Source organism: Flagellimonas meishanensis (assembly GCF_019880545.1).
GTDB lineage: Bacteria > Bacteroidota > Bacteroidia > Flavobacteriales > Flavobacteriaceae > Flagellimonas > Flagellimonas meishanensis.
In genome coordinates this window covers 1186875-1210807 of record NZ_JAINVW010000003.1, presented here as the reverse complement: position 1 = coordinate 1210807, position 23933 = coordinate 1186875, and the positions used below count along the sequence as shown (strand labels likewise).

Genomic DNA, 23933 nt, shown 5'->3' with positions numbered 1-23933 from the left:
ATGAGCTGAAATATATTTTATGCAAAGGCAATGGTTCCTTATGCAAAAACAAGAGGGAACCAACAAATTGGCATTGAACCCGTTTTTGTTCAAGCTGTCAGTCAAAAAAAATGCGGATTGATTTTCAAAAATTTTCGACCTGATTTTTCATTTTGTTCCTTGATGAGCCCGATAGTGCCCATTTGGAATAATTTATACCATACTATGCATAATATTGGGGGGATAATGGAAATAAAAGGGTTAGGTTTGATAATTTTAGGACATGAAATCCAGCACAAAATATGTAGTGTACCACATCCTTTTCTGGGTTGTTATCATGTTCTCCTTTGCCATTTCGGAATGGAGTTATAGTGATTCGCTGAAGGATGCCATCATTTTTGAATTGCTTTTCCTCCCATCAAGATTGATTGCTGTATATGTGAACTGGTTTGTACTGATACCAAGGATTCTTTATCGCAATAAACTGCTGACCTATTTTGCGACATTGATCCTGGTGCTGGCCGTAACTGCCATTGCACATCGTTATTTTGTACTTTATTGGGGATACCCCAAGTTTTTTCCACATTGGATGGATGGGCACATCACGGATGTGTTCAATTTACCGAGATTATTGCAGAATGCCCTGATTATAGTTTCCCCGGTTGCTTTTACGGCAGGGTTCAAACTGTTTTCGGATTGGTTCAACCAAAGAAAGGAAACGGAATTGCTAAGGGAAGAAAAGAAGAATGCGGAGCTAAAATTTTTAAAATCCCAAATAAACCCACATTTTCTGTTCAACACCTTGAACAGCATTTATGGCCTGGCCTTGGAAAAATCGGACAAGACACCAAACCTGATTCTAAAATTGTCGGATATTTTGAGCTATACCTTGTATGAATCTGCTATGAACAAGGTATCCCTCACCAAGGAAATCGAGCTCATAAAGGACATCATCGCTTTGCAAGAAGAGCGATTTGGCAAACGAATGGATATTTCTTTTAGCGTAGAGGGTGAAACGGAGAATCTACAAATTCCGCCCCTTATTTTGATTCCTTTGGTGGAAAATGCCTTTAAGCATGGAATACACAACGAGGTTAAAAAAGGATGGATTGATATTAAGCTAATTGCGGGCACGGACAGTTTGATGTTCAAAATTGCGAATAGCGTCCCTTCAGTAAGGGAAGATGGGAACAGCGAGGGATTGGGGCTCAAAAATATTAGCAGAAGGTTAGAATTGTTGTTTGAAGATAGACATACATTGGAAATAAAGAGTGAAGACAAAACTTTTTCGGTGGTCATGGAGATTACCTTTAACACAAAAGATCAATGATCAGGTGCCTGATAGTAGACGATGAACCCATTGCCCAAAAGATCATAAAAGGATATTTGGAAGACACTCCGGGAGTGGAGCTATATGGTACCTGCGATAATGCCCTCGAAGCAATGGAAGTTTTGGAGAAGCATCACATTGACCTACTTTTTCTGGATATCGAAATGCCTAAACTTTCTGGTCTGGGGTTCTTGAAAACCTTGAAAAACCCTCCCGAGACCATCATTACCACGGCTTATCGGGAGTTTGCCGTAGAAGGTTTTGAGCTGAGCGTACTTGATTATCTGCTCAAACCGTATTCATTTGAACGTTTTTTGATGGCCATTAACAAGGCCAAGAAAAAAATTGAAAGTGCCCATCAATCAAAAAACAGCAATATTGCACAGGAACGGGCCTATACCTACTTCAAATCGGATAGAAAAAATGTGAAGGTGCATTATGATGAGATTGTTATGATAGAAGGGCTGAGCAACTACGTTAAGATCCATTTGGAGGAAAATGGGGTTTTGGTGGTCTATGAAAGACTTGCACATTTGGAGAAAACACTTCCTCCTGACAAGTTTGCAAGAATCCATAAATCGTATATAATTGCTCTGGAGAAAATCAAGACCTATGGTATCGATTCCGTGGAGATAGCGGGTACGGAGCTGTCCATTGGAAATACCTATAGGGAACAGTTTTTTTCAAAGATCAAAACGCTGCATCCATAGGAATTTTGATTTTGGCATTGCTTTGTTGTGACTGCTATGACACTACCTTCGATGTTTCCATGCGAGCACAGCGTGCAGAAAGTTAATAGCTTTGCCATGTATTTATATTCAACCCAACCCTTACATGATTTTGCCATTCTGTTTTCATGAATAAAAAATCATTACTTTAGTAATGGACTTTATGCCTATAGTTAATTAGGACCAGTTCAGATCTTCAACCTTTTATCCAGGGATTTGCCTCAAATCAAACTGGATTTTCTTTAAGACCTCACTGATTATCGTTCTTTAGATTGCAAAATTTAAAAGATTGTCCATGGACTCACTAACAGTTCGTCTGAGCAGCTTTTAGATTACATTGCTTATAAAGGAATATTCAGTGTTTTCTAACAAATAATTATTATTGATAATTTAATCATTATGAAACACTTAGCCTACTTGAATAGCGTATTTATAGCTGTTATATTGCTCTTCTTCTGTGTCTCTTTACAAACATATCTCTATGCCCAAACGATTAATGTGTACCCAGGAGCGGAAAATACATTTTTCGATATTGTAAAAACCGTTAAACCGGGTGATACAGTTCTATTCCATGACGGGACGTACATAGAACGAAATCGGATAGAGATTACAACCGTTGGGGGCACCAAGGAAAAACCAATCGTATTTAAATCTGCCAACCCGCAAGGAGCAAAAATTGTATTTGACTTGGGCAAGAGTTGGGGAAGAATATATGTAACCGTGCCCTATATAAACATTGAGGATTTTGAAATAACACAGATAAAAAAAGCAAACCCGACGCCCAATGACCCAAACCCTACTTGGAACCACATCCTTACATTTTATAAGGACCTTACGGAGGGCGCCCCTGAAGATAAAGGAGGACATCACTGTCGTGTAAGGGGAAATGTGATCCATAATGGTTATGAAGAAGCCATTAAAACACATTTGGTAAATGATATCATAATTGAGAACAATTACATCTACGATTTTACGCATGATGGTATTGATTGTACTCCCGCGAATAGCTCCATTATCCGTAACAATCACTTATATAATATTGGCCGAGTTCACATTTTGGTTAAATATCTTGATCCAAAGGACAATCTTATTTATGGTAATTATATACACAATGACACTGTGCAAATGACCGGTGGAGGATATGGAATTGTTCTTGGGGGAAGTTCACCTCCCGGTAGTCCGGTACAGGCAAGGAATAGCGTTGCATTCAATAATATCATTGTTTCGGAGTCCCCCGGACTTATAGAGCGCCCTTTGGCAATTATTAGTGGTATAGATTGTGGTTTTTATAATAATGTAGTCATCGGAACCAAACATGGGATGTTTACTTTGCAAACTGATACTGTAGTTGTAAATCCAACTTTTAAGAATAACATTTTTTACAATATTCAGGATGAAGTAGCTTTATTTAGTGGGATCGGGTCTGGACTCACTACGGATCACAACCTCTATTACAATGCACCCAACCCGCCTTTGGAAGAGCGTGGCATATATGATGTTGATCCCCAATTTATTGATCCAATGCGTGATTGGCATGTACGAGATAGTAGTCCCGTAATTGATGCAGGAACGCAATGGAGCTTTAAGACTCTGGCAGGCGAAATCATTGATGTTGCTTTTGATTTTGCGAACGAGGTTCGTACAGGTCCATGGGATATTGGTGCATATGAATTTAAAAGGCCATCTATTCCGGCGAACCGATGTGTCGACGAGGAACTATTGACTTCAATAAATGAAGAAATATTAAATGAACAAATATTACAAGTGGCTGGACAGAATATTCAGTATAGTTTATCAAGTCCTTCCCATGTTCAGATTAAAATATATAATACTATGGGGCAATTTGTAAAAGAGTTGGTAAACGAAAAGCATGCTGAGGGAGTCTACAAGATAGCATATGGTAATGAAAATCTCCCAAAAGGCATTTATTTATGTTTGATGATGATAGAGAATGATCATATCGCCAAAAAATTTTTGGTGCACTAATTTAATTTCCAAAACACATATTCTGCATTGATTGATTCAAACCATTGCTTTTGGAATTCCACAATACCCAAGAATTCGTATTTAAGGCTTTCATAAATCTGGAAATCTGCTTTTTCCGTTTGGGACCTCCATGGTATCCTGCAAGGCTCACCTAAAGCGAGGCGGTCGTTTATACAATTTCTTTGGATAAACAGGTCGCCATTTGCAAATTACGAAAAAGAGGACATCGAATTTTCCGATAATTGCATGATTCATTTGAAATTAAGTAGATGAGTTAAAAAGTAAAAAGTCCGTAAACCAATGATTTACAGACTTTTTTAATTTATTTGATAGGTATAAGTGACCTCGGCAGGATTCAAACCTGCAACCTTCTGAGCCGTAATCAGATGCGCTATTCAGTTGCGCCACGAGGCCATGTTCCCGTTAAAAGGGGGTGCAAATATATTTCTTTTTACCTTTATGGCAAAACCGTCGTAACTGAAAACCTATGGATTTTCAACCCTTTATTCGGGATATCGTGGACTTTCCCAAGCCCGGAGTAGTTTTCAAAGACATTACCCCGCTGTTGCAAAATCACAAGATGCTGCTCAAAGCCTGTGATCAGTTATTGGATATGGTTCAGGATCAAAAAGTGGACAAGGTGGTCGGGGTGGATAGTCGCGGGTTTATTTTTGCGCCCTTAATGGCTTCCAGATTGCAAGCAGGCTTTGTTCCCGTTCGAAAAAAAGGAAAGCTGCCTTTTTCAACTTTGAAAGCTTCGTACGAATTGGAGTATGGGCAGGATATCTTGGAAATTCATACCGATGCCATAGCAAAAGGGGAAAAAGTTTTGGTTCATGACGATGTTTTGGCTACGGGAGGCACCGCCAAAGCGGTATGCGAGCTCGTTGAAAAGTTGGGGGGTGAGGTGGTCCAGTGCAACTTTCTGATACACCTAACTTATCTAAGAGGCGATGAAAAGCTCAACGGTCACCAGATAAGGTCATTGCTTCAATACTAGTCTAAAGCTCTTGTTGTGACATAATACCTCCATCCAATAATGGCCAATTGCCATTTGGAAGCCTTGGCAAGATCGAGCCCTTTTTTGGTGTACGAGGGGAGAAGGGCCTTGTTCACTTTGGCCAATAATTTATAAAACATGGTCTAGAATTGTCTGATGTAAATATACGCAATACTGGACTGATTTTCAGAAAGAAAGAATGGCCGCCATGGGCAGCCCTTTTGATTGTCATTTATTGGATTCAATCCAGGCGTTTATTTTTTCCTCAAGAAGCGCCAAGGGAATACATCCGGTCTCCAATACCTCATTGTGGAATTTGCGAACGTCAAATTTGTTACCTAAGATTTCCTCGGCCTTTTTTCGAAGCTCTATAATTTTCAACTGCCCAATCTTATAGGACAACGCCTGGCCTGGATTGGCCATATAGCGTTCTATTTCCGAGATTATACTGGCTTCCGACTCGGCTTCATTATCCAAGGAATACTGGATGGCCTGTTCACGGGTCCAAGCTTTGGCATGGAGACCCGAATCTACTACCAATCGTATGGCACGGTGCATTTCGGCACCCAACATGCCAAAAACTTGATAGGGGTCTGTGTACAAGCCCAGTTCCTTGCCAAGGGATTCACTATAAAGTGCCCATCCTTCGCCATAACCACTGTACCAAAGTGTCTTTCTGAATTTGGGCAGGTCGTCATTCTCCTGTGTCAAGGATATCTGATAGTGATGACCCGGTATGGCCTCATGGAGGAATAAGGACTCGTCTGAGTACACATTGTATTCTTCCGCATTGGGAATGGGAACGTAGAAGATTCCTGGTCGAGTGCCATCCAAAGACCCTGGGTTGTATTCGGCACTGGCCGATTTTTCCCTGAAAGCCTCCGTGCGTCGCACTTCAAACGGAGTTTTGGGCTTCATGTCGAACAGCTTTTCCAACTGGGGTTTCATTCTATCATGGATTTCATTGAAATTGTCAATGACCTGTTGGGCATCCGTGTAGGGCATAAGTTGCCTATTGCTCCTAACAAAGTCAAAAAACGCCTTCAAGTCACCTTCAAAACCCACCTGCTCCTTTATTTTTTCCATTTCCGAACGGATTCGGGCCACCTCACTCAGTCCCAGTTTATGTATTTCATCAGCGGTCATGTTGGTCGTGGTATACTTTTTAATCTGATGGGCATAATAGGCATCACCATCCGGCTCACCTTGAATGCCGCTGGATTCGCGGCCGGCCTCAAAATAGGGTCCGCTCATAAAGGCATGGAGCTTTTCATAGGCCGGAATTACCCTCTCACTTACCATCGTGGTATATGCATTGGTCAACATGGTTTTTTCCTCTTTGGTAAAGTCAGAAGGCATATTTTTTATAGGCTGATAAAAAAGATGTTCATCCAAGTCTTTAATAGTCAAGGACTCCAATTGGGGAAGAACTTTAACAATGAGTGATTTTGGAAGCACATGCCCCGTTTCCATCCCCTTTTTCATTTTTTCTTCTGCGCTGGCCATCCATTCCAGGTAACCATTCACCCTTTTCAACCAATTTTGGTAGTCCCCAACAGTTTTAAAAGGTTGTGCGCTGGCTCCGCTTGCCAATTGTCCAATAAATAGGTTCACGGACCACATTTGGTCAATGGGGGTGAGGTCGGCATTATATTGGAATTCCGCCAGATTGATATCGCATTCCCACTTCAAAATGGCCTTGGTCATCCGTTCGCTGGGCGATAGTTGCTCATCAGGAAATTCCGATAGCTTTTCCAAATAATTTTGAAAGTGCGCCTTGGATTTGGTCGCATATTCTTCAGAGAGCGGATTTTCGAAGAGGTCGTTGTACCTATTGTCCCCTGCCATTGTCGCACTGATGGGGCTCAACTTAAGTCCATCTTCATAATAGCTATCAAGCAGCGCTTGAAAATCCTCACTGGTGTTTTGGGTATCTTCCTTTTTATCTTGCTTGCAAGAAATCACCATCAATACAGCAACAAGGATAACTGGTATTTTTTTCACTTTGGACAGTTTTTAAATGATTGGTGCTAAAAGTAACAAATAGCAACGTTCAAAACTGTTAAAGAAATCCTTCGATGGGTTTTGCGTTACATGCCGATTTGACTTGGCTGCCAGTAATGCATTTTCATGAACCATTTTTTTGATTGAAGTTGGGCGCATCATACAAAAATAATGGTCAGGAGCTGGAGAAGTAAGGCCACTAAGATTTTTACGATCACTATCATTGAAATTGTTCTTTTAACGGTTAGAAAAAATGTTTTTTATGGTTTTGATTTTTTAATATAAAATGAGAAAAATCACGTTTCCAAACTTTTGAAACAAAATCTATACAATTGCATATAGGATTGTAGGTAAATAAATACTTGACCTCTTCAATATTTATAATCGCCCTTGAATCAAGTGATAAATTGTAATTCATATTTTAATTTATTATTACAAATAATAACTTTTGTAGGCATGTTTTTGGGATGATTTCAAAAACCAAGGGGCAATTCATTCAAAAAAGGGGTAAATTTTCAGTTTTCGTTTGCTGGGAGTGAACTGTCTTTCAAAATTTGCGTGGGATCCAGACTCGGTTTTACCATGCTTATAACAGGTATTTTACCTCATGCTTTTTCCATTTATGATAACTTGAAGGAATCATCCGTTATATTTGCGCAAAAATTGCCTCATTGGAAAACACGCTGCTTATAATCGTTGGACTTGCCCTGCTCATTGCAGGTGGAAATTGGCTATTGAAATCGGCCGTTGCCTTGTCCCTAAGACTTTCCATTCCAAAAATTGTAATTGGGATGACGGTTGTTTCCTTTGCCACATCTGCACCTGAGCTCATAGTGAGTGTAAAGGCCGCATTGGATGGTTTTCCCGACCTGGCCTTGGGCAATGTTGTGGGATCCAACATTGCCAATTTAGGATTGGTCTTGGCGGTGACCGTGCTTTTGGGAAGCATAGACGTAAGGCCTAGTTTTTATTCCACGGATTGGCCCGTGATGATGGTGGCTTCCCTTCTTTTTTGTGGTTTCATCTATTTTGATGGGGTGCTTCAGCGCTATGAGGGAATCATTATGGTCTGTCTTTTGTTCCTGTTTTTGGTCTATTTGCTTAGGTTTCAAAAAACAGCGGTCGTGGACGAAATGCCGGAGGATGATGTTATTTTACCATGGTACAAGACCGTTTTGTACTTGGGAATTGGTGGTGCCGCACTGTGGGGAGGCTCTGAACTTTTGATTGATGGGGCCGTGGGATTGGCCTCTACTTTTGGGGTAAGCGACAGGATAATAGGAATAACGGTGGTCTCCGTGGGGACCAGCATACCCGAATTGGCGGCCTCTGTAATTGCCATTCTGAAAAAGGAAAAGGCCATTTCCCTGGGGAATCTTATCGGATCTAACATTTTCAACCTTTTGGCGGTTTTGGGGATTGCTTCCATAATCACTCCCATAACCGTAATGGACCAAGGCCTACTTTCCAGTGATATTTTCTGGATGTTGGGCATCTCTTTCTTAATTCTTCCTTTGGTATTCTTTCCGAAAGGTCTGCGATTGGGATGGCGGGATGGTTTGGTGCTATTGCTGTTCTATGCTGGATTTGTATATCTGACCGTACAATAAAAAACCGCCCCATAACGGAGCGGTTCTTCCTAATCAACAATTAATTTACCAATTTTTTAGACCTTGGCAGACTTCACGGTCTTGATGATGCGGGCCGCAACCTTATAAGGATCTGCGTTGGATGCCGGTCTCCTGTCTTCCAACCATCCTTTCCATCCGCTTTCCACGGTGGCAATCGGTATTCTAATGGAAGCACCTCTATCGGACACGCCATAGCTGAACTGATTTATGGATTGGGTCTCATGCAAACCTGTCAATCGTTGGTCGTTGAACTCACCGTAAACGGCAATGTGCTCTTTGGTGACCGGACGGAAAGCTTCGCAGATTTTTTCATACGTTTCCTTCTTGCCTGCTGTTCTCAACACACTGTTGGAGAAATTGGCGTGCATACCAGAACCGTTCCAATCCCCTTTAATGGGCTTTGGGTGATATTCTATATAGTAACCGTAATCTTCTGTTAGCCTATCCAGCATATAGCGCGCTGCCCAAACTTGGTCTCCGGCATTTTTTGCTCCCTTGGCAAAAATCTGGAATTCCCACTGTCCGCAAGCCACTTCTTGGTTTATTCCCTCAAAGTTCAATCCGGCCTCTAGGCACATATCGGCATGGCGTTCCACGATTTCCCTACCATGGGTGTTCCTACCTCCCACGGAGCAGTAGTAAAGCCCTTGGGGTCCGGGATAACCTCCCACCGGGAAGCCCAGGGGCAGTTGGGTATGGGTGTCCATTATGAAATATTCTTGCTCAAATCCAAACCAGAAGTCATCATTTTCATCATCAATGGTGGCCCTGGAATTGCTCTCATGGGGTGTTCCGTCAGGATTCATAACCTCAGCGATCACCAAGTATCCATTCTTTCTTGCAGGATCTGGAAAAATCGCAACCGGTTTCAATAGACAATCGGATGAACCACCTTCAGCTTGCTGCGTGGAACTTCCATCAAAAGACCACATCGGGCAGTCCTCCAACTTACCACTGAAGTCTTTTTCAATCTTTGTTTTACTTCTCATGTTGGCCGTAGGAGTGTAACCGTCCAACCAGATGTACTCTAATTTAGATTTGCTCATAATTAAGGTAGTTATTTGTTCTCAAATTTTCGATTGACAAAAATAGCTTATTCAATGTTACAATATGAAATTTATAGGGTCAAATTAACAATTATTCGACCAATATTTGTATTACCCCTATTTATTGGGGGGTATAATGAAAATTAAAGTAATTTTTATTCGTTTTATTATTAAATTGTTAATTGTAGCTTTGTATATAAAAAGACAACCATGCCAAATTTGAGATTTGAGGCTCTCAGGAATGCCCCACAGAGACAGCATACCCATATCGAGGAACCCATAAAACGTTCGGAACTCTTTGGAAAGCAAGTTTTCAATGAAGAGAAAATGCTTCAATTTTTGACCAAAGAAGCCTTTGATAATGTGAAATCCGCCATTTTTCAAGGCAGTAAGATTGACAGGAAAATTGCGGATCAAGTGGCAGAGGGCATGAAAGCCTGGGCCCTTTCCATGGGAGCTACGCATTACACCCATTGGTTTCAGCCCTTAACAGGAGCCACTGCAGAAAAACATGATGCTTTCTTCGATATAATTTCGGATGGAAGGGCCATGGAAAAGTTTGGAGGTGCCCAACTTGTTCAGCAAGAACCTGATGCGTCCAGTTTCCCCAGTGGGGGCATCCGAAATACGTTTGAAGCACGTGGCTATACCGCATGGGACCCTTCCTCACCCGCTTTTATCTATAAAACCACACTGTGCATACCAACCATCTTTGTGGCCTATACCGGAGAGGCTTTGGACAACAAGGCTCCCTTGTTGAGGGCACTTCATGCCATGGACCAAGCAGCGACGGGGGTGGCTCAGTATTTTGACAAAACCGTACGCAAGGTGCAGGCCACCCTGGGATGGGAACAGGAATATTTTTTGGTGGATAGGGAATTGGCACAATCTAGGCCCGATTTGGTAATGACGGGTAGAACGTTGGTCGGGAATGCGGCGGCCAAGGGACAGCAATTGGACGACCATTATTTTGGAGTGATTCCGCCTAGGGTGTTGAGTTTCATGAGCGATTTGGAAAAACAATGCATCAGGCTGGGCATTCCCGTTAAAACGCGCCATAATGAAGTTGCCCCTAACCAATTTGAGCTGGCACCCGTTTTTGAGGAGGCCAACCTTTCGGTGGATCATAACCTATTGTTGATGGACGTCATGGAGGAAATAGCAGACCGCCATGGTTTCATGGTCCTCTTTCATGAAAAACCCTTTGCGGGAATCAACGGTTCTGGCAAGCATAACAATTGGTCACTGGAAACCGATACAGGCGTTAATTTGCTCAGCCCTGGCTCTACACCGATGAAAAACCTGCAGTTTTTGACCTTTTTTGTGAATACCATAAAAGCTGTGGATACCCATGAAGAGCTTTTGCGCTCATCCATAGCCTCGGCAAGTAACGACCATAGGTTGGGTGCCAATGAGGCTCCGCCATCCATTCTTTCCATTTTTATAGGAAAACAATTGAGCAATGTGCTGGATGAACTTGAGGGTGTTTCCAAAGGAAAATTATCACCAGAGGAAAAAACCGAGCTCAAATTGAATGTGGTCGGCAAAATCCCGGAAATTCTGTTGGATAACACTGATAGAAATCGTACTTCTCCTTTTGCCTTTACCGGAAATAAGTTTGAAATGAGGGGCGTTGGCTCCAAAATGAACTGTGCCAAGCCCATGACCATCCTCAACACGATCGTGGCCAAACAGCTAAGACAGTTCAAAAAGGAAGTGGACGCACTCATCGACAAGAAAAACCTCAAGAAGGATGAAGCCATCTTCAACGTGTTGAGAGAATACATCAAAACCTCCAAAAGAATCCGATTTGAAGGAGACGGCTACGGCACCGAATGGCAAGAGGAAGCCCGTAGAAGAAAGTTGAGCAACAATAAAAATACCCCTGAGGCCCTTCAGGTGCTCACTTCAAACGAAACCATAGCGTTGTTCAAGGAAATGGAGGTTATGAACGAGGTGGAGCTACGGGCGCATCAGGAAGTGGAACTTGGCGCCTATGTCATGCACATCCAGATAGAGGGAAGGATACTGGGTGAGATGGTATATACCCACATACTCCCTGCGGCCATTCGTTATCAAAATTTGCTTCTACAGAACATAAATAGCCTAAAGGAAGTATATGGAGCGGCCCACAAGAAAGTGGCAGAAGGACAATTGAACATTCTAGAGCAAATTGGAGAGCATATATCGGAAATCAAAAAACAAACCGATGAAATGATTGAAGCCCGAAAGCGGGCTAACAATTTAACTGCCATCAACAAGAAAGCAAAGGCCTATTGTGACAATGTGAAGCCCTATTTCGATTCTATCCGTTCACATACGGACAAATTGGAGCGACTTGTGGCCGATGACCTATGGCCATTTGCCAAATACAGGGAGTTGCTGTTTGCTAAATAACATCAGGTGAGCTTGAATTTGCATGACATAGTAAAAGCCCGAAACCGGATTGAAGGGCATGTCCGTGAAACACCCATTTTAACCTCTTCACTTTTAAACCAGTGGTTGGGCCATGAAATTTTTTTTAAGGCCGAGAATTTTCAAAAAATTGGCGCTTTCAAGGCCAGGGGAGCATGCAACACGGTAGCATGGTTAAAGGAAAATGGAAAGGTGCCAAGCCGCATTGTGGCCAATAGTTCTGGGAACCATGCGCAGGCTGTGGCCTATGCCGCCCACAGTTTTGGTATCCCAGTCACCATTTTTATGCCGGAATATTCTTCTAAAGTGAAGATACAGGCTACCAAATCATACGGTGCGGAAGTTGTTCTAAGTAGCACTAGGGACATTACGGACCAAAAAGTGCAAGAGGCCGCTGCCGAAAAAGGAGTCTATTGGATACCACCATTTAACCATGAGCAGGTCATTTGCGGGCAGGGCACGGCGGTCTACGAGTCGCTGACCCACCTGGACAACATAGATGCCGTTTTTGCACCCTGCGGTGGAGGAGGTCTGTTGTCCGGTTCCCTAATCGCAACAAGAGGGTTATCACCAAAAACCAAGGTAATTGGCGTAGAGCCTTTAAATGCCAATGATGCCGCAGAATCGTTGCGAAAGGGAAGCATCCAGCGTTTATCCGCACCACCCGACACGCTTGCCGACGGTGCCATGACCATGACTGTTGGGGATATCACATTTGAATATTTGAAACAACTGGACGATTTCTATGAAATCGAAGAAAAATATATCATCTACTGGACCCAATGGTTGACTCATTTATTGAAATGCCGAATTGAACCCACTTGCGCCATGAGCATGGAAGCCATCAAGAGATGGTTGGGCACAATGGAATCCAAACAGCGCGTGCTCATGGTGATTTCAGGAGGCAATATGGACCAGGCAACCACCCAAAAAATATGGGAAAGAGATTGGTTGGAGGTCCTACCCATCCATTTTGAGTGAAAAACCTATCTTGAAAAAGATGGGGAATGGCACACAGTTTCCTTATTTTTGCCCAAACCACTTTTATGTCAGCGGACGCTAGCAAAAGATACGCACAGCGTGGGGTTTCAGCCTCAAAGGAAGATGTACACAAGGCCATTCGGAATATAGATAAGGGTCTTTTCCCGAAAGCTTTCTGCAAAATAGTCCCAGATTATCTCACCGGAAGTGAGCAACACTGTTTGATAATGCATGCCGATGGTGCTGGCACCAAATCGTCCTTGGCCTATATGTACTGGAAAGAGACCGGAGATATCTCGGTTTGGAAAGGAATAGCCCAAGATGCCCTGATCATGAACGTGGACGACCTACTTTGTGTAGGTGCCACGGATAACATTATGTTATCGTCTACCATTGGAAGGAACAAAAACTTAATACCCGGTGAGGTCATTTCGGCCATAATCAATGGCACTGAGGAATTGATTTCCGATTTGGACAAGCATGGTGTGAAAATTTATTCCACTGGTGGAGAAACAGCAGATGTTGGCGATCTGGTCCGGACCATTATAGTCGATTCCACCGTAACGGCAAGAATGGAACGTTCCAAGGTCATCGACAACGCCAACATCAAGGCCGGAGATGTCATCGTGGGTCTTGCATCCTTTGGTAAGGCCACTTACGAAACCGAATACAATGGCGGTATGGGCAGTAATGGACTCACCTCGGCGCGACATGATGTTTTCAGTAAATATTTAGCAGAAAAATATCCTGAAAGTTTTGATGCTTCGGTCCCCGATGAATTGATTTATGCAGGTAACATGGCACTCACGGACAAGGTGTCCAATGCACCATTGGATGCGGGTAAGTTGGTTTTGTCCCCGACCCGAACCTATGCTCCCATCATTAAAAGAATACTGGAAAAATATACCTCGGCGCAACTACACGGCATGGTCCATTGCAGTGGAGGCGCTCAGACCAAAATACTACATTTTGTGGATGACCTCCATATCGTAAAGGACAACTTGTTTCCCGTACCACCTTTATTTCAGCTGATCCAAGAGCAATCCGGCACGGATTGGAAGGAAATGTACCAGGTTTTCAATTGTGGACACCGCATGGAACTCTATGTGGACAAGCATGTGGCGGAGGACATTATTTCCATTTCAAAAAGCTTCGATGTGGATGCACGGATCATTGGGCATGTGGAGGCCTCCGAAAGCAAAAAATTAACCATCCAAAGCGAGTACGGAACCTTTATATATTAGCATACGATTCCCTCTGTTTTAACGTTCTTGTTATAAACCTCACGCTATGGAAAGAAAAGAATTTCTACGAAGTCTGGGTGCCGGTGCTGCGTTTGCCCTTACTTTTCCATGTTTACAAGGCTGTTCGAAAGACGAAGTAAATGGAGATATTGTGGAGGAACCCACTGGGGTGGACTTCACCATAGACCTTGATTCGGCAGAAGCCCAACCTCTAAATGCCAACGGAGGCTTCATACTTAAAAACTTGGTTGTGGTGGCCAAAAATCTGGAAGGTGAATTCGTGGCCGCAAGCCAGGTGTGTAGTCATCAATCCTATGATCAGGTCCGTTTTGTGAACCAAGAGGGGGGCATTTTTTATTGTGATGTCCACGGTTCGCGGTTTGCACAGGATGGGACCCCTTTGAACCAAGTAGACAGCAATCCTGCAAGACCCATAAAAGTGTACAATTTGGAACTGGAAGGTTCCATCCTTCGGGTGTTCGAGTAGCCCATGATCCCATTAGAATGAAAAAGTTCTTGTCCATACTATGTCTCCTTTGTGTAGGTACTATCCACGCACAATTATGGCAAGAAAGCTTTGAAACCGCTTTGAAAAGGGCCAATGAAGAGGGCAAACCTATTGTACTCGTATTTTCAGGTTCCGACTGGTGCGCGCCCTGTATCCGTCTCAAGAAGCACATTCTGGATACGGATACCTTCAAAAGTTATGCGACATCCCACTATATATTGTACAACGCCGATTTCCCAAGAAGGAAAAAAAACCAATTGTCCGAGAATAAGTTGAATAGCAACAAATCGCTGGCGGAAAAATTTAACTCCAAAGGACACTTTCCACTTGTGGTGATGTTGGACAAGAAACAGTTGGTCTTGGGACAGACCAGTTTTTATGCCAAATCCTCTCCTCAGGAATACATAGCACTTCTGAACAGTTTCCTGCAATGAAATCGCTCTGTGTCCTTTCGTGCTGCCTTGCTATTTTGATGTCCCATGGGCAGGAGGGCAACGTTACCGTAAAAAAAACATTGAAGCTCATGGGATCCCGGTTCGAAATAACCGTGGTCGCTCCCAATGAGGAGATCGGATATATAAATATTGATGAGGCCGTTTCGGAGATTGAACGTATAGAAAAGTTGATTTCATCCTGGGATGATGATTCAGAAACTTCAAAAGTCAACAGAAATGCTGGGATAGTACCAGTAAAGGTCAGTCCAGAACTTTTCAACCTAATTGAACGTTCCAAGAAAATTTCTGAAATAACGGATGGCGCTTTTGATATTTCCTATGCATCGATGGACCACATTTGGAAGTTTGATGGGTCTATGGACAAAATGCCATCCGAACAGCAGATAAAACAATCCGTGGCCAAAGTAGGTCATTCCAATATTATATTGGACCAAAAGGAAAAAACCGTCTTTTTGAAGGAACCGGGCATGCGCATCGGGTTTGGTGCCATAGGAAAAGGTTACGCGGCCGATAAGGCGAAGGAACTTCTGATTTCCAAACAGGTGAAAGGGGGGATTATAAATGCCTCGGGAGACTTAACCACTTGGGGCACCAAGTCCACTGGGGAAAAATGGCTGGTTGGCATAGCTAATCCATTGAGCAAGGATAAGGTTTTCAGCTGGTTGCCCGTGGTGGAGTCGTCCGTTGCCACTTCTGGGAATTATGAAAAGTACCTTATGCTGAACGGGAAAAAGTATTCGCATATCATAGACCCAAGAACCGGTTATCCCACCACCGGAATACATAGTGTCACCATTTTTGCAAAGCAGGCCGAACTTTGTGATGCCCTTGCCACAGCAGTTTTCATTATGGGCAAGGACACAGGTATACATTTGATCAACCAAATGGATGGTGTGGAAGTGGTGGTTGTGGACTCGGAAAACAAAATACATCGCAGTTCAGGGATTATTTTTGATACAAATCAGTAAATTCAACCTATGGATAAGTTTGTGGTCTTCATTTTCATACTACTTTTTGCAAGCTCCTGCGTGGTGGTTAGGGAGTATGAAAAAGTCTACCTTAACGATACGGAAATGGAATTGGGCGCAAAAGTTTGCGAACGCTTTGAGACCAACTTCCAGATATACCGGGAAGGCGCTTCCGGGGCCAACGGGGGCAAAACAGGAGGCGGTTGCGGCTGTAATTGACAAAATGAATACTTCATACCTCAAAAAAGACACACTCAGAGCGAGCCGACATGTGATTGCATCACTATGTTGCTTTTTGGCATGCTTCGGTATTTGGTCCCAACAGGGGGATACCAGCTATAAAAAAAAGGTATTGGAATCCAGTGAGATCGATTTATTGTTCAGTTATTATGATCAAGACGGGGTGCACGCCGCGGTGACCGGGGGCGAGGGCACCGAAGCTCTTACCGATGCCACTTCGACCATTGTATTGCGCATGCCAATCAACGAAGATGATATGTTGACAGTGGATGTTGGCCTATCAGCCTATACCTCGGCATCGTCCAGCAATGTGAATCCCTTGGACGGCGGATTGGGGGCCAACCCTTTTGATGCATCCTCCGGAGAGTCCAGAAAAGATATGCTGGCCTACATTAATCCAACCTATCAGCACAGTTCGGACGACCGAAATGCGATTTGGACCGCAAATGGTTATTTTTCATCTGAGTATGACTATGTTTCCATTGGTTTTGGTGGAAGCTATACACGCTTGTTCAATGAAAAGAACACTGAAATATCTTTGGGGGGACAGGTTTTTCTTGATTCGTGGAAAACCATTTATCCCATTGAACTCCGCGAGGGGTTTTTTGATGACCGGATAATGGGGATTGGCACCTACAATCCCAATTTTGTTGAGTTTGACAAGGAACAGCGAAACTCCTATTCCCTTTCATTAAGTATTTCGCAGATTCTGGGAAAGCGGCTCCAAGGGGCCCTTTTTATGGATTTCGTCTCACAGAATGGTTTGCTTAGCACCCCCTTCCAAAGGGTATATTTTGGTGATGTGGGAGATTTTTTTATTGATGATTTTCAATTGGCGGATGACGTGGAACGTCTGCCCGATAGTCGATTTAAGGTACCTTTTGGGGGTCGTCTCAACTATTTCCTGAACGATGTGGTGGTATTGCGATCCTACTACAGATTTTATTGGGATGATTGGGGCATTACCTCACATACCGCCAGTTTGGAGGTGCCTTTGAAGGTATCCAACAGTTTTACCCTATATCCCACCTATCGGTACTACACGCAAACACGGGCGGATTATTTTTATGAAAAAGAAGAGGCACTTTCCACGTTTCAGTTTTACACCTCGGATTTTGACCTATCCGCTTACGAAGCGCATCAATTTGGCATGGGTGTCCAGTACAAGGATATTTTTCAGAACACCTCCATTTTTGGTTTCGGATTTAAAGCGGTCGACCTACGTTTCAGTAAATATGATCGCAGTGATGGGCTCAATGCCTACATACTCTCCCTGGCCACCACTTTTGTGGGAAATTGAGGCGGCGCACATAAGTTCAATCACCCAAAAGTCGTAAATTCGTAGCCTTAACCGTGGATTGATTTATGCTCGATAAACTTAATATTGTAAAGCAGCGTTTTGATGAGGTTTCCGATCTTATCATCCAGCCCGATGTTATTTCGGACCAGGAGCGATATATCAAACTGAACAAGGAATACAAGGATTTAAAGTTGCTCATGGACAAGCGTATCCAATATATCCAGCTTACAGAAAATATGAAGGAAGCGGAGGAGATATTGGCTGATGGCAGTGATACCGAAATGTTGGAGATGGCCAAAATGCAGTTGGAGGAATCCAAAAGTGCACTCCCCAATTTGGAGGAGGAGATCAAGTTTTTACTGATTCCAAAGGATCCTGAGGACGAAAAAGATGTGGTCATGGAAATAAGGGCTGGAACAGGAGGCGACGAGGCCAGCATATTTGCAGGAGATCTTTATCGCATGTATGCCAAGTATTGCGAGTCCAAAGGATGGAAAACGAATATAATCGACCTGAACGAGGGTACCAGTGGTGGTTTCAAGGAAATCCATTTTGAGGTGACGGGTGAAGACGTTTACGGCACCCTTAAGTTTGAGGCTGGGGTACATAGGGTACAAAGGGTGCCCCAGACCGAGACCCAGGGTAGGGTGCATACCAGCGCGGCAACGGTGATGGTAATACCCGAGGCGGAGGATTTTGATGTCCAGATTGACCCCAAGGATGTCCGCATCGATTATTTCTGTTCTTCGGGACCTGGAGGGCAGTCGGTCAACACGACCTATTCCGCAGTCCGATTGACCCATATCCCTACGGGATTGGTGGCACAATGCCAGGACGAGAAGTCGCAGCACAAGAACAAGGATAAGGCCTTTAAGGTGCTACGCTCAAGGTTATATGACATGGAGTTGGCCAAAAGACAGGCGGAAGATGCGGCAAAGCGCAATTCCCAGGTCAGCAGTGGTGACCGTTCCGCAAAGATCAGAACGTACAACTACCCGCAGGGTAGGGTAACCGACCATAGAATTGGCCTTACCCTTTATGATCTTCAAAACATCATCAATGGGGACATTCAAAAAATAATCGATGAGCTGATGTTGGTGGAAAATACCGAAAAGCTGCGCGAGGCTTCCGAAATTTTTTAAGTTTTGCCTTGCAACATATTATGAAGATAGCCCATTTAGTTTCCCAGATTCAACAAAAAAGGTCATTCCTATGTGTAGGCCTGGATACGGATTTGGAAAAAATCCCCAAGCATTTGCTTAAGGAGGACGACCCTATTTTTGAGTTCAACAAGGCCATTATCGATGCCACTCACCCCTTTTGTGTTGCCTACAAGCCCAATATCGCCTTTTATGAGGCCTATGGTTTGCAGGGATGGCAGTCGTTGGAACGCACCATGGAATATTTGAATGCCAACCACCCCAATATTTTTACCATTGCGGATGCCAAAAGGGGAGACATTGGCAATACATCCACCCGATATGCCAAGGCGTTTTTTGAAACTTTAAATTTTGACTCCATTACGGTAGCCCCTTATATGGGAAGGGATTCAGTGGAACCTTTTTTGGAATTTGAGAATCGGCACACCATCCTTCTTGCATTGACTTCCAATGACGGTGCTTTTGATTTTCAGACCAGAAAATTGGGAGAACATGAGCTCTACCAAGAGGTGATCAAGACATCAAAAGGGTATAAAAATGCGAATCGGCTTATGTATGTGGTAGGTGCCACGAAGGCGGACTATCTTAAAGAGATTAGGACCATGGTCCCCAATAGTTTTTTGCTGGTTCCTGGGGTTGGGGCACAGGGAGGTAGTTTGGAAGAAGTTTGCCGGTTTGGCTTGAATTCTGAGGTAGGTCTATTGGTAAATTCTTCCAGGGGAATACTTTATGCTTCCCAAGACAAGGACTTTGCTGCAAAGGCCGGAGAACAAGCTGCGGGCTTGCAACAACTTATGGAGGTTGAACTAAAAAAGGCCAATCTAATCACCTAGGACAAGCTGTCCAATATATGCCTAAGCTCTTCAGCTTTCCGGTTGAAGAACTCACCCAATTTGGTATTCATGTAGGTGGCGTCCATGGCTTTCTCCATAAAGTTTCTATACCTATATTCCAAGATATCTATGGCATTGGTGCCGCTGGTAATGGGGGTAACTGTACCCACTTTGCAAAACTGATCACTCATAGCTAAAGATTTGTTATATCAAAGATACGTTGAAAACGTCTTCAGAGTTTACCGTGGGGAGGGGTATACGTCTATAAATCAGACACTTTATCTAAATTTTAACGTATAATCCTTTATTTTAACTTTTTGATAATACCGGGACCGGGAATGTGCGGCATGGAAATCGGGCTATAAAAATCCATCAAATAAAGAAAAACAGCCCATAGGGTCCCTGTTTGAAGACTAATTCAACCGTTTTCCCAAAACTGAGATTGCAATCCCGGCCATTTACCCTTGGGCTGTTCATGAAATAAAAATCGGAAACCGATCATGGCTATTGGCCAAACCTTATAAACTTTTACCTTTTTTATACTGCACTACGACCTCAGTATGTTTTTTTGATATTGGGATGGGGTTAGTTGTGTATCTTTTTTAAAGGCCTTGTTGAATGTCACCTTGTTGTTGTACCCCACTTCGTAGGCAATGTTGATGATATTGAGATTGTGGGCCTTTTCGTCCACAAGCAACTTTTTGGCCTCTTTGATACGATAGGTGTTCACAAATTCGTGGAAACTTACGTGGAAGTGCTCGTTTATTATCTGAGAAGCGTTATGGCGCGTGGTGTTTAACCGTTGTGCTACGGTATCCAGACTGATGTCGTTCTCCCTGTAAATTTTTTCGTTGGCAAAAAGATGGAGCAGGTTCTCCTTAAGTTCAAGAGACAGGCTTGGGGTTAATCCCGATTTTTCATACTTTGGGAATAACCGGTTTATATAGGAATAGGCACCGTTAAAGACATCTGGTTGAATGTTTGCTGAATAACCTACATAGAGTACCATGGCAGCCATGGCAATCACAGAAGTATCAAAAAGGACTCCAGAGTTGAGGTTATTGATGATTATTATCCCATAGACTGAGTAGGTTATTACGTAAAAAATATGTATCCAGTAGATATTTTTTTGCCATATCCTGTTTTTCAGCCCAACCAGGTTAAGTCTTTTGCTCTTTAAATAGACTTTCCAAATAAAATAGCCATAGATTGCAAGTGAGACGATTTTTAAAATTACCAACAAAAGCAGTTTTTCGGAATCGCTAGGGTTCAATCCATTGAAAATACGGGATAACATCAGCTGGATTTTTTGATCAGCTGACATTAAGTATACCTCTTCAATCAAGAATCCGAACAGAACGGCAGTAGGTAGCAAATGCAAAAGATCTAGCTTCCTAAATCGGTACTTCTGCGTGGTAGCCTTAAAATAGAAAAATAGCAAAGGACCATAAAGAAACGATGCCCAAGTCGACATTAAATAGGTATGGGGATACTCCAAAAGATAATTGGCCCGGTTAACGGAGATATTCAGAATAAACAAGGAGTGGATAAAAATGAACAAACTTATCAAGATTCTGGAAGTGGGATGTATCTGGGAATTAAAGGCAATAACAAACACAATGTAAAAACCTACCAACGCAACAAAAAGAAACACTAGTGACCAAGAAGTTGCCCTTGGAACAATAGTATTGAACACTGCTTGGAACTCCTCGGTTTCCCTTATGGGGTCAAAACCTTCGTTCAAAAGAAAGTTGGGATTAAAATCGGTTTTGAAGCATTCGTAGACGTGACCAAGTGATTTGGCAGGATTTTCCAGTGCGGCCTCGCTCAACGCCATTTTTTTTAGTATGTGTTTTCTTTCTTCGCTTGAATTCTGAAGATTTTTTTCATAGAGGGGCAATGCTTTTTTATACCTGTGGATATTATAATAATAATCGGCCCACGCCAATGAATCGTGTAATCCAATATGAGCCAATTCCCCGTCGTCAGTACTACCATACTTTAACGGCGCTGCGTCGGAGAAGGTAGAAATAAAAAAGAGCAGAAACAATGGAGTACCCCAAGTTCTCATTTTTTGAGTTCGAATTAGCTTACTTTGAAGTTACTTATTTAACAAACTCGAAATGTTAAAAAAATCTTAAAAAGGGAAATCCCGATAATAGTTTACCTCGAAACGAACAGATATTCTTATGTTTTTAGGTTGTAGTAATGCATTGAAGACCAGTATAGTTGGAATAAAACAAAAAAACCGGTGCGAACACCGGTTTAAACTAACTAACTCAAAAAAATGCTAACTCAGATAATTTTGCTACAAAAATCTACCTTAACCGTCAGGTCAAGGTTAACTTAACTTTAGCAATTCGTTATAATTGCCTCATTTTATTGAATTTATAACGGGAATATTTTCTACTTATTGCGTAATTCTGAAAAAAATCCACTTAATCTTGCAAAGCAAACACCTTTTTTAACAATTCTGTTGTTCTTGAGGCAACTTTTGTCCTAATTTCCTTTTCTTCCACAGCAATCATTCGGTATACACCTTCCAAGGCTTCGGTCGTGGTATAATCGGTGAGGTCGGGGTTCACGTCGGTGGTGAGTGGCAGGCTGTTGTACTTTATGATAATGTTGTTCCAGATTTGGTCCGCCCCCACTTTTTGAAACGAATTCTTTATTATTGGGTTGAATTTATCATATAGTTTGATTCTTGTGGATCGCTCAAGATATTGTGTCGCAGCATTGTCCGCACCCAAAAGTATCTGTCTTGCATCATTGAAGGTAATGCCACGAACGGCCTCCACAAATATGGGGGTAGCCTCTCCAACCGAATCTTCGGCAGCCCTGTTTATAATCCGCAATCCCTCGTCGGCCAGATTTCCAAGACCTACATCCCTCAAAGTCTTATCTACTTTCTTAAGTTCTTCGGGAAGTAAGATTCGCACCAACTCATTCTTGAAAAAACCGTCCTTGAGGGCCAGTTTGTCCACTTGTCTGTCGATTCCCAGTTGAAGGGCATCCCTAAGGGCCTGGGCAATTTCCGCATTTCCAATACCTGGGGTTCCCTGTGGCAGTTGGTTCACAACCTGTTGCAATTCTGTGCATCCTAAAATCTGAAGGGCCAAAAAGCAAAGAAGAATTCGTTTCATGCTGCTGTATTTAGTTTTAACCGATAATTTACGGTTTTAAGTATACAAAGCAACCACCCGTTAAAAAATATCTATGAAAAAATAACGGTCTTGTTATTGTACACCATGGTTTTTCGCATCACATGCAGATGCACTGCACGCGAGAGCACGATCCGTTCCAGATCGCGTCCCTTGGCAATCAAATCCTTGATGGAATGCGCATGGGACACCCGTATAACATCTTGCTCAATAATTGGACCTGCATCCAGCGCTTCGGTCACATAATGACTGGTGGCACCTATAATCTTTACACCACGCTCAAAAGCAGCATGGTATGGTTTGGCCCCTGCAAAAGCTGGCAAAAAAGAGTGGTGGATGTTGATGATCTTTTGTGGGAAGGCATCTATTATTGTAGGGGAAACAATCTGCATATATCTGGCCAAAACGATGAAATCCACCTGGGATTCCCTCAACAACTTAAGTTGGATTGCCTCAGCGTCACTCCTGTTTTCTGTGGTTACTGGGATATGATGGAATGGAATTCCAAACTGCTCGGCAATATATCCTAGATCGGCATGGTTGCTCAAGATAAAAGGAATGTCCACTTGCAATTCCCCAGAAGTATGTCTGCTCAAAAGATCATAGAGGCAATGCTTATATTTAGAGACAAAGATGGCCATTCGGGGTCTGTATTCGTCCGTATGGATGTCCCAATCCATTTTGAATTCTTTTGCCAATCCATTTGCAAACTCGGTACTGAAGCCATTCAATGATTGCCCCTTTTCAAACTCACACTCCAAGCGCATGAAAAACACCCCGGCCTGCTTGTCCACATGTTGGTCAAGATAGACCACGTTCCCACGGTGTTCATAAATGAAGTTGGTTACCGCTCTAATTATCCCCGATTGGTCCTTACAGTGGATGAGTATGGTTAGGTTCATGGTCAAACATTGACCGATAAAAATAGGACAATCAAAAAAGGAAATCTAGAAGCCTCAAATTT

Annotated in this window: 22 protein-coding genes and 1 tRNA gene; 15 read left to right on the top strand and 8 right to left on the bottom strand. The window is 42.9% G+C overall.

Annotated features, from left to right (window positions below; genetic code table 11):
* Window positions 1-262: 262 nt before the first annotated feature.
* From K7G75_RS13525 to K7G75_RS13515, 3 genes are all read left to right on the top strand, one after another.
* A complete protein-coding gene (locus tag K7G75_RS13525; RefSeq protein ID WP_222984770.1) occupies window positions 263-1309 on the top strand; it encodes a sensor histidine kinase in 1047 nt (348 codons plus the stop codon).
* The gene (locus tag K7G75_RS13520) at window positions 1306-2019 is read left to right on the top strand and encodes a LytR/AlgR family response regulator transcription factor (protein ID WP_222984769.1); all 714 of its coding nucleotides are present in this window, start codon (window positions 1306-1308) and stop codon (window positions 2017-2019) included. The genes K7G75_RS13525 and K7G75_RS13520 overlap by 4 nt, the downstream gene beginning before the upstream one ends.
* Window positions 2020-2436: 417 nt before the next feature.
* Window positions 2437-4023, top strand: a complete 1587-nt coding sequence (locus tag K7G75_RS13515) for a right-handed parallel beta-helix repeat-containing protein (RefSeq protein WP_222984768.1) — start codon at window positions 2437-2439, stop codon at window positions 4021-4023.
* Between the two features lie 340 nt (window positions 4024-4363).
* Here the strand turns inward: K7G75_RS13515 and K7G75_RS13510 are convergent.
* A tRNA-Arg gene (locus K7G75_RS13510) sits at window positions 4364-4437 on the bottom strand.
* A 73-nt stretch (window positions 4438-4510) separates the two neighbouring features.
* On the opposite strand from K7G75_RS13510, the gene K7G75_RS13505 reads away from it, so the two are divergent.
* On the top strand, window positions 4511-5023 hold the full coding sequence (locus tag K7G75_RS13505) for an adenine phosphoribosyltransferase (RefSeq protein WP_222984767.1): 513 nt from the start codon (window positions 4511-4513) through the stop codon (window positions 5021-5023).
* Here the strand turns inward: K7G75_RS13505 and K7G75_RS13500 are convergent.
* Window positions 5020-5163, bottom strand: a complete 144-nt coding sequence (locus K7G75_RS13500) for an SsrA-binding protein (RefSeq protein WP_222984766.1) — start codon at window positions 5161-5163, stop codon at window positions 5020-5022. The two genes, K7G75_RS13505 and K7G75_RS13500, sit on opposite strands and share 4 nt — an antisense overlap.
* A gap of 88 nt (window positions 5164-5251) precedes the next feature.
* Entirely contained in the window at window positions 5252-7027 is a 1776-nt protein-coding gene (locus K7G75_RS13495; RefSeq protein WP_417950721.1) for a DUF885 domain-containing protein, read from the bottom strand.
* A 671-nt stretch (window positions 7028-7698) separates the two neighbouring features.
* On the opposite strand from K7G75_RS13495, the gene K7G75_RS13490 reads away from it, so the two are divergent.
* Window positions 7699-8637, top strand: coding sequence for a calcium/sodium antiporter (locus K7G75_RS13490; RefSeq protein WP_222984765.1), 939 nt, complete (start codon window positions 7699-7701; stop codon window positions 8635-8637).
* Window positions 8638-8693: 56 nt separating this feature from the next.
* Here K7G75_RS13490 and K7G75_RS13485 read toward each other — a convergent pair whose 3' ends face one another.
* Window positions 8694-9704: a glutamine synthetase beta-grasp domain-containing protein gene (locus K7G75_RS13485; protein ID WP_222984764.1), complete on the bottom strand. Its 1011-nt coding sequence runs from the start codon at window positions 9702-9704 to the stop codon at window positions 8694-8696.
* 210 nt (window positions 9705-9914) lie between these two features.
* Between K7G75_RS13485 and K7G75_RS13480 the strand changes: the two genes are divergently transcribed.
* The 10 genes from K7G75_RS13480 to pyrF all read left to right on the top strand — a co-directional run bounded on the left by K7G75_RS13480 (window position 9915) and on the right by pyrF (window position 19808).
* A complete protein-coding gene (locus K7G75_RS13480) occupies window positions 9915-12101 on the top strand; it encodes a glutamine synthetase III family protein (RefSeq protein WP_222984763.1) in 2187 nt (728 codons plus the stop codon).
* 6 nt (window positions 12102-12107) lie between these two features.
* Window positions 12108-13100, top strand: a complete 993-nt coding sequence (locus K7G75_RS13475; protein ID WP_222984762.1) for a serine/threonine dehydratase — start codon at window positions 12108-12110, stop codon at window positions 13098-13100.
* 65 nt (window positions 13101-13165) lie between these two features.
* On the top strand, window positions 13166-14344 hold the full coding sequence (locus tag K7G75_RS13470) for an AIR synthase related protein (protein WP_222984761.1): 1179 nt from the start codon (window positions 13166-13168) through the stop codon (window positions 14342-14344).
* A 46-nt stretch (window positions 14345-14390) separates the two neighbouring features.
* A complete protein-coding gene (locus K7G75_RS13465; protein ID WP_222984760.1) occupies window positions 14391-14831 on the top strand; it encodes a QcrA and Rieske domain-containing protein in 441 nt (146 codons plus the stop codon).
* 17 nt (window positions 14832-14848) lie between these two features.
* Window positions 14849-15286, top strand: a complete 438-nt coding sequence (locus K7G75_RS13460) for a thioredoxin family protein (protein ID WP_222984759.1) — start codon at window positions 14849-14851, stop codon at window positions 15284-15286.
* Window positions 15283-16275, top strand: a complete 993-nt coding sequence (locus K7G75_RS13455) for an FAD:protein FMN transferase (protein WP_222984758.1) — start codon at window positions 15283-15285, stop codon at window positions 16273-16275. The genes K7G75_RS13460 and K7G75_RS13455 overlap by 4 nt, the downstream gene beginning before the upstream one ends.
* 9 nt (window positions 16276-16284) lie before the next feature.
* Window positions 16285-16494 (top strand): DUF4266 domain-containing protein, encoded by a 210-nt coding sequence (locus tag K7G75_RS13450; protein ID WP_222984757.1) that lies wholly within the window; start codon window positions 16285-16287, stop codon window positions 16492-16494.
* Window positions 16495-16498: 4 nt separating this feature from the next.
* Window positions 16499-17815: a DUF3570 domain-containing protein gene (locus tag K7G75_RS13445; RefSeq protein ID WP_222984756.1), complete on the top strand. Its 1317-nt coding sequence runs from the start codon at window positions 16499-16501 to the stop codon at window positions 17813-17815.
* Between the two features lie 65 nt (window positions 17816-17880).
* On the top strand, window positions 17881-18957 hold the full coding sequence (gene prfA / locus K7G75_RS13440) for a peptide chain release factor 1 (protein ID WP_222984755.1): 1077 nt from the start codon (window positions 17881-17883) through the stop codon (window positions 18955-18957).
* Between the two features lie 20 nt (window positions 18958-18977).
* Window positions 18978-19808 carry an orotidine-5'-phosphate decarboxylase gene (gene pyrF, locus K7G75_RS13435; RefSeq protein ID WP_222984754.1) on the top strand — a complete coding sequence of 277 codons (831 nt, stop codon included), beginning with the start codon at window positions 18978-18980 and terminating at the stop codon, window positions 19806-19808.
* Here the strand turns inward: pyrF and K7G75_RS13430 are convergent.
* The 4 genes from K7G75_RS13430 to purU form a co-directional block, all read right to left on the bottom strand.
* Window positions 19805-19999 (bottom strand): hypothetical protein, encoded by a 195-nt coding sequence (locus K7G75_RS13430; protein WP_222984753.1) that lies wholly within the window; start codon window positions 19997-19999, stop codon window positions 19805-19807. The two genes, pyrF and K7G75_RS13430, sit on opposite strands and share 4 nt — an antisense overlap.
* Window positions 20000-20355: 356 nt before the next feature.
* A complete protein-coding gene (locus tag K7G75_RS13425; RefSeq protein WP_222984752.1) occupies window positions 20356-21879 on the bottom strand; it encodes a helix-turn-helix domain-containing protein in 1524 nt (507 codons plus the stop codon).
* A gap of 367 nt (window positions 21880-22246) precedes the next feature.
* Window positions 22247-22951 (bottom strand): DUF4197 domain-containing protein, encoded by a 705-nt coding sequence (locus K7G75_RS13420; protein ID WP_222984751.1) that lies wholly within the window; start codon window positions 22949-22951, stop codon window positions 22247-22249.
* A gap of 71 nt (window positions 22952-23022) precedes the next feature.
* Window positions 23023-23871, bottom strand: a complete 849-nt coding sequence (gene purU / locus K7G75_RS13415) for a formyltetrahydrofolate deformylase (protein ID WP_222984750.1) — start codon at window positions 23869-23871, stop codon at window positions 23023-23025.
* Window positions 23872-23933: the final 62 nt, after the last annotated feature.

Excerpts from the sequence above, each read along its gene's own strand:
- K7G75_RS13525 (WP_222984770.1), top strand. The coding sequence starts at position 263 with ATGAAATCCAGCACAAAATATGTAGTGTACCACATCCTTTTCTGGGTT.
- K7G75_RS13520 (WP_222984769.1), top strand. The coding sequence starts at position 1,306 with ATGATCAGGTGCCTGATAGTAGACGATGAACCCATTGCCCAAAAGATC.
- K7G75_RS13515 (WP_222984768.1), top strand. The coding sequence starts at position 2,437 with ATGAAACACTTAGCCTACTTGAATAGCGTATTTATAGCTGTTATATTG.
- K7G75_RS13505 (WP_222984767.1), top strand. The coding sequence starts at position 4,511 with ATGGATTTTCAACCCTTTATTCGGGATATCGTGGACTTTCCCAAGCCC.
- K7G75_RS13500 (WP_222984766.1), bottom strand. The coding sequence starts at position 5,163 with ATGTTTTATAAATTATTGGCCAAAGTGAACAAGGCCCTTCTCCCCTCG.
- K7G75_RS13485 (WP_222984764.1), bottom strand. The coding sequence starts at position 9,704 with ATGAGCAAATCTAAATTAGAGTACATCTGGTTGGACGGTTACACTCCT.
- K7G75_RS13480 (WP_222984763.1), top strand. The coding sequence starts at position 9,915 with ATGCCAAATTTGAGATTTGAGGCTCTCAGGAATGCCCCACAGAGACAG.
- K7G75_RS13470 (WP_222984761.1), top strand. The coding sequence starts at position 13,166 with ATGTCAGCGGACGCTAGCAAAAGATACGCACAGCGTGGGGTTTCAGCC.
- K7G75_RS13465 (WP_222984760.1), top strand. The coding sequence starts at position 14,391 with ATGGAAAGAAAAGAATTTCTACGAAGTCTGGGTGCCGGTGCTGCGTTT.
- K7G75_RS13460 (WP_222984759.1), top strand. The coding sequence starts at position 14,849 with ATGAAAAAGTTCTTGTCCATACTATGTCTCCTTTGTGTAGGTACTATC.
- K7G75_RS13455 (WP_222984758.1), top strand. The coding sequence starts at position 15,283 with ATGAAATCGCTCTGTGTCCTTTCGTGCTGCCTTGCTATTTTGATGTCC.
- K7G75_RS13450 (WP_222984757.1), top strand. The coding sequence starts at position 16,285 with ATGGATAAGTTTGTGGTCTTCATTTTCATACTACTTTTTGCAAGCTCC.
- K7G75_RS13445 (WP_222984756.1), top strand. The coding sequence starts at position 16,499 with ATGAATACTTCATACCTCAAAAAAGACACACTCAGAGCGAGCCGACAT.
- prfA (WP_222984755.1), top strand. The coding sequence starts at position 17,881 with ATGCTCGATAAACTTAATATTGTAAAGCAGCGTTTTGATGAGGTTTCC.
- pyrF (WP_222984754.1), top strand. The coding sequence starts at position 18,978 with ATGAAGATAGCCCATTTAGTTTCCCAGATTCAACAAAAAAGGTCATTC.
- K7G75_RS13430 (WP_222984753.1), bottom strand. The coding sequence starts at position 19,999 with ATGAGTGATCAGTTTTGCAAAGTGGGTACAGTTACCCCCATTACCAGC.
- K7G75_RS13425 (WP_222984752.1), bottom strand. The coding sequence starts at position 21,879 with ATGAGAACTTGGGGTACTCCATTGTTTCTGCTCTTTTTTATTTCTACC.
- K7G75_RS13420 (WP_222984751.1), bottom strand. The coding sequence starts at position 22,951 with ATGAAACGAATTCTTCTTTGCTTTTTGGCCCTTCAGATTTTAGGATGC.
- purU (WP_222984750.1), bottom strand. The coding sequence starts at position 23,871 with ATGAACCTAACCATACTCATCCACTGTAAGGACCAATCGGGGATAATT.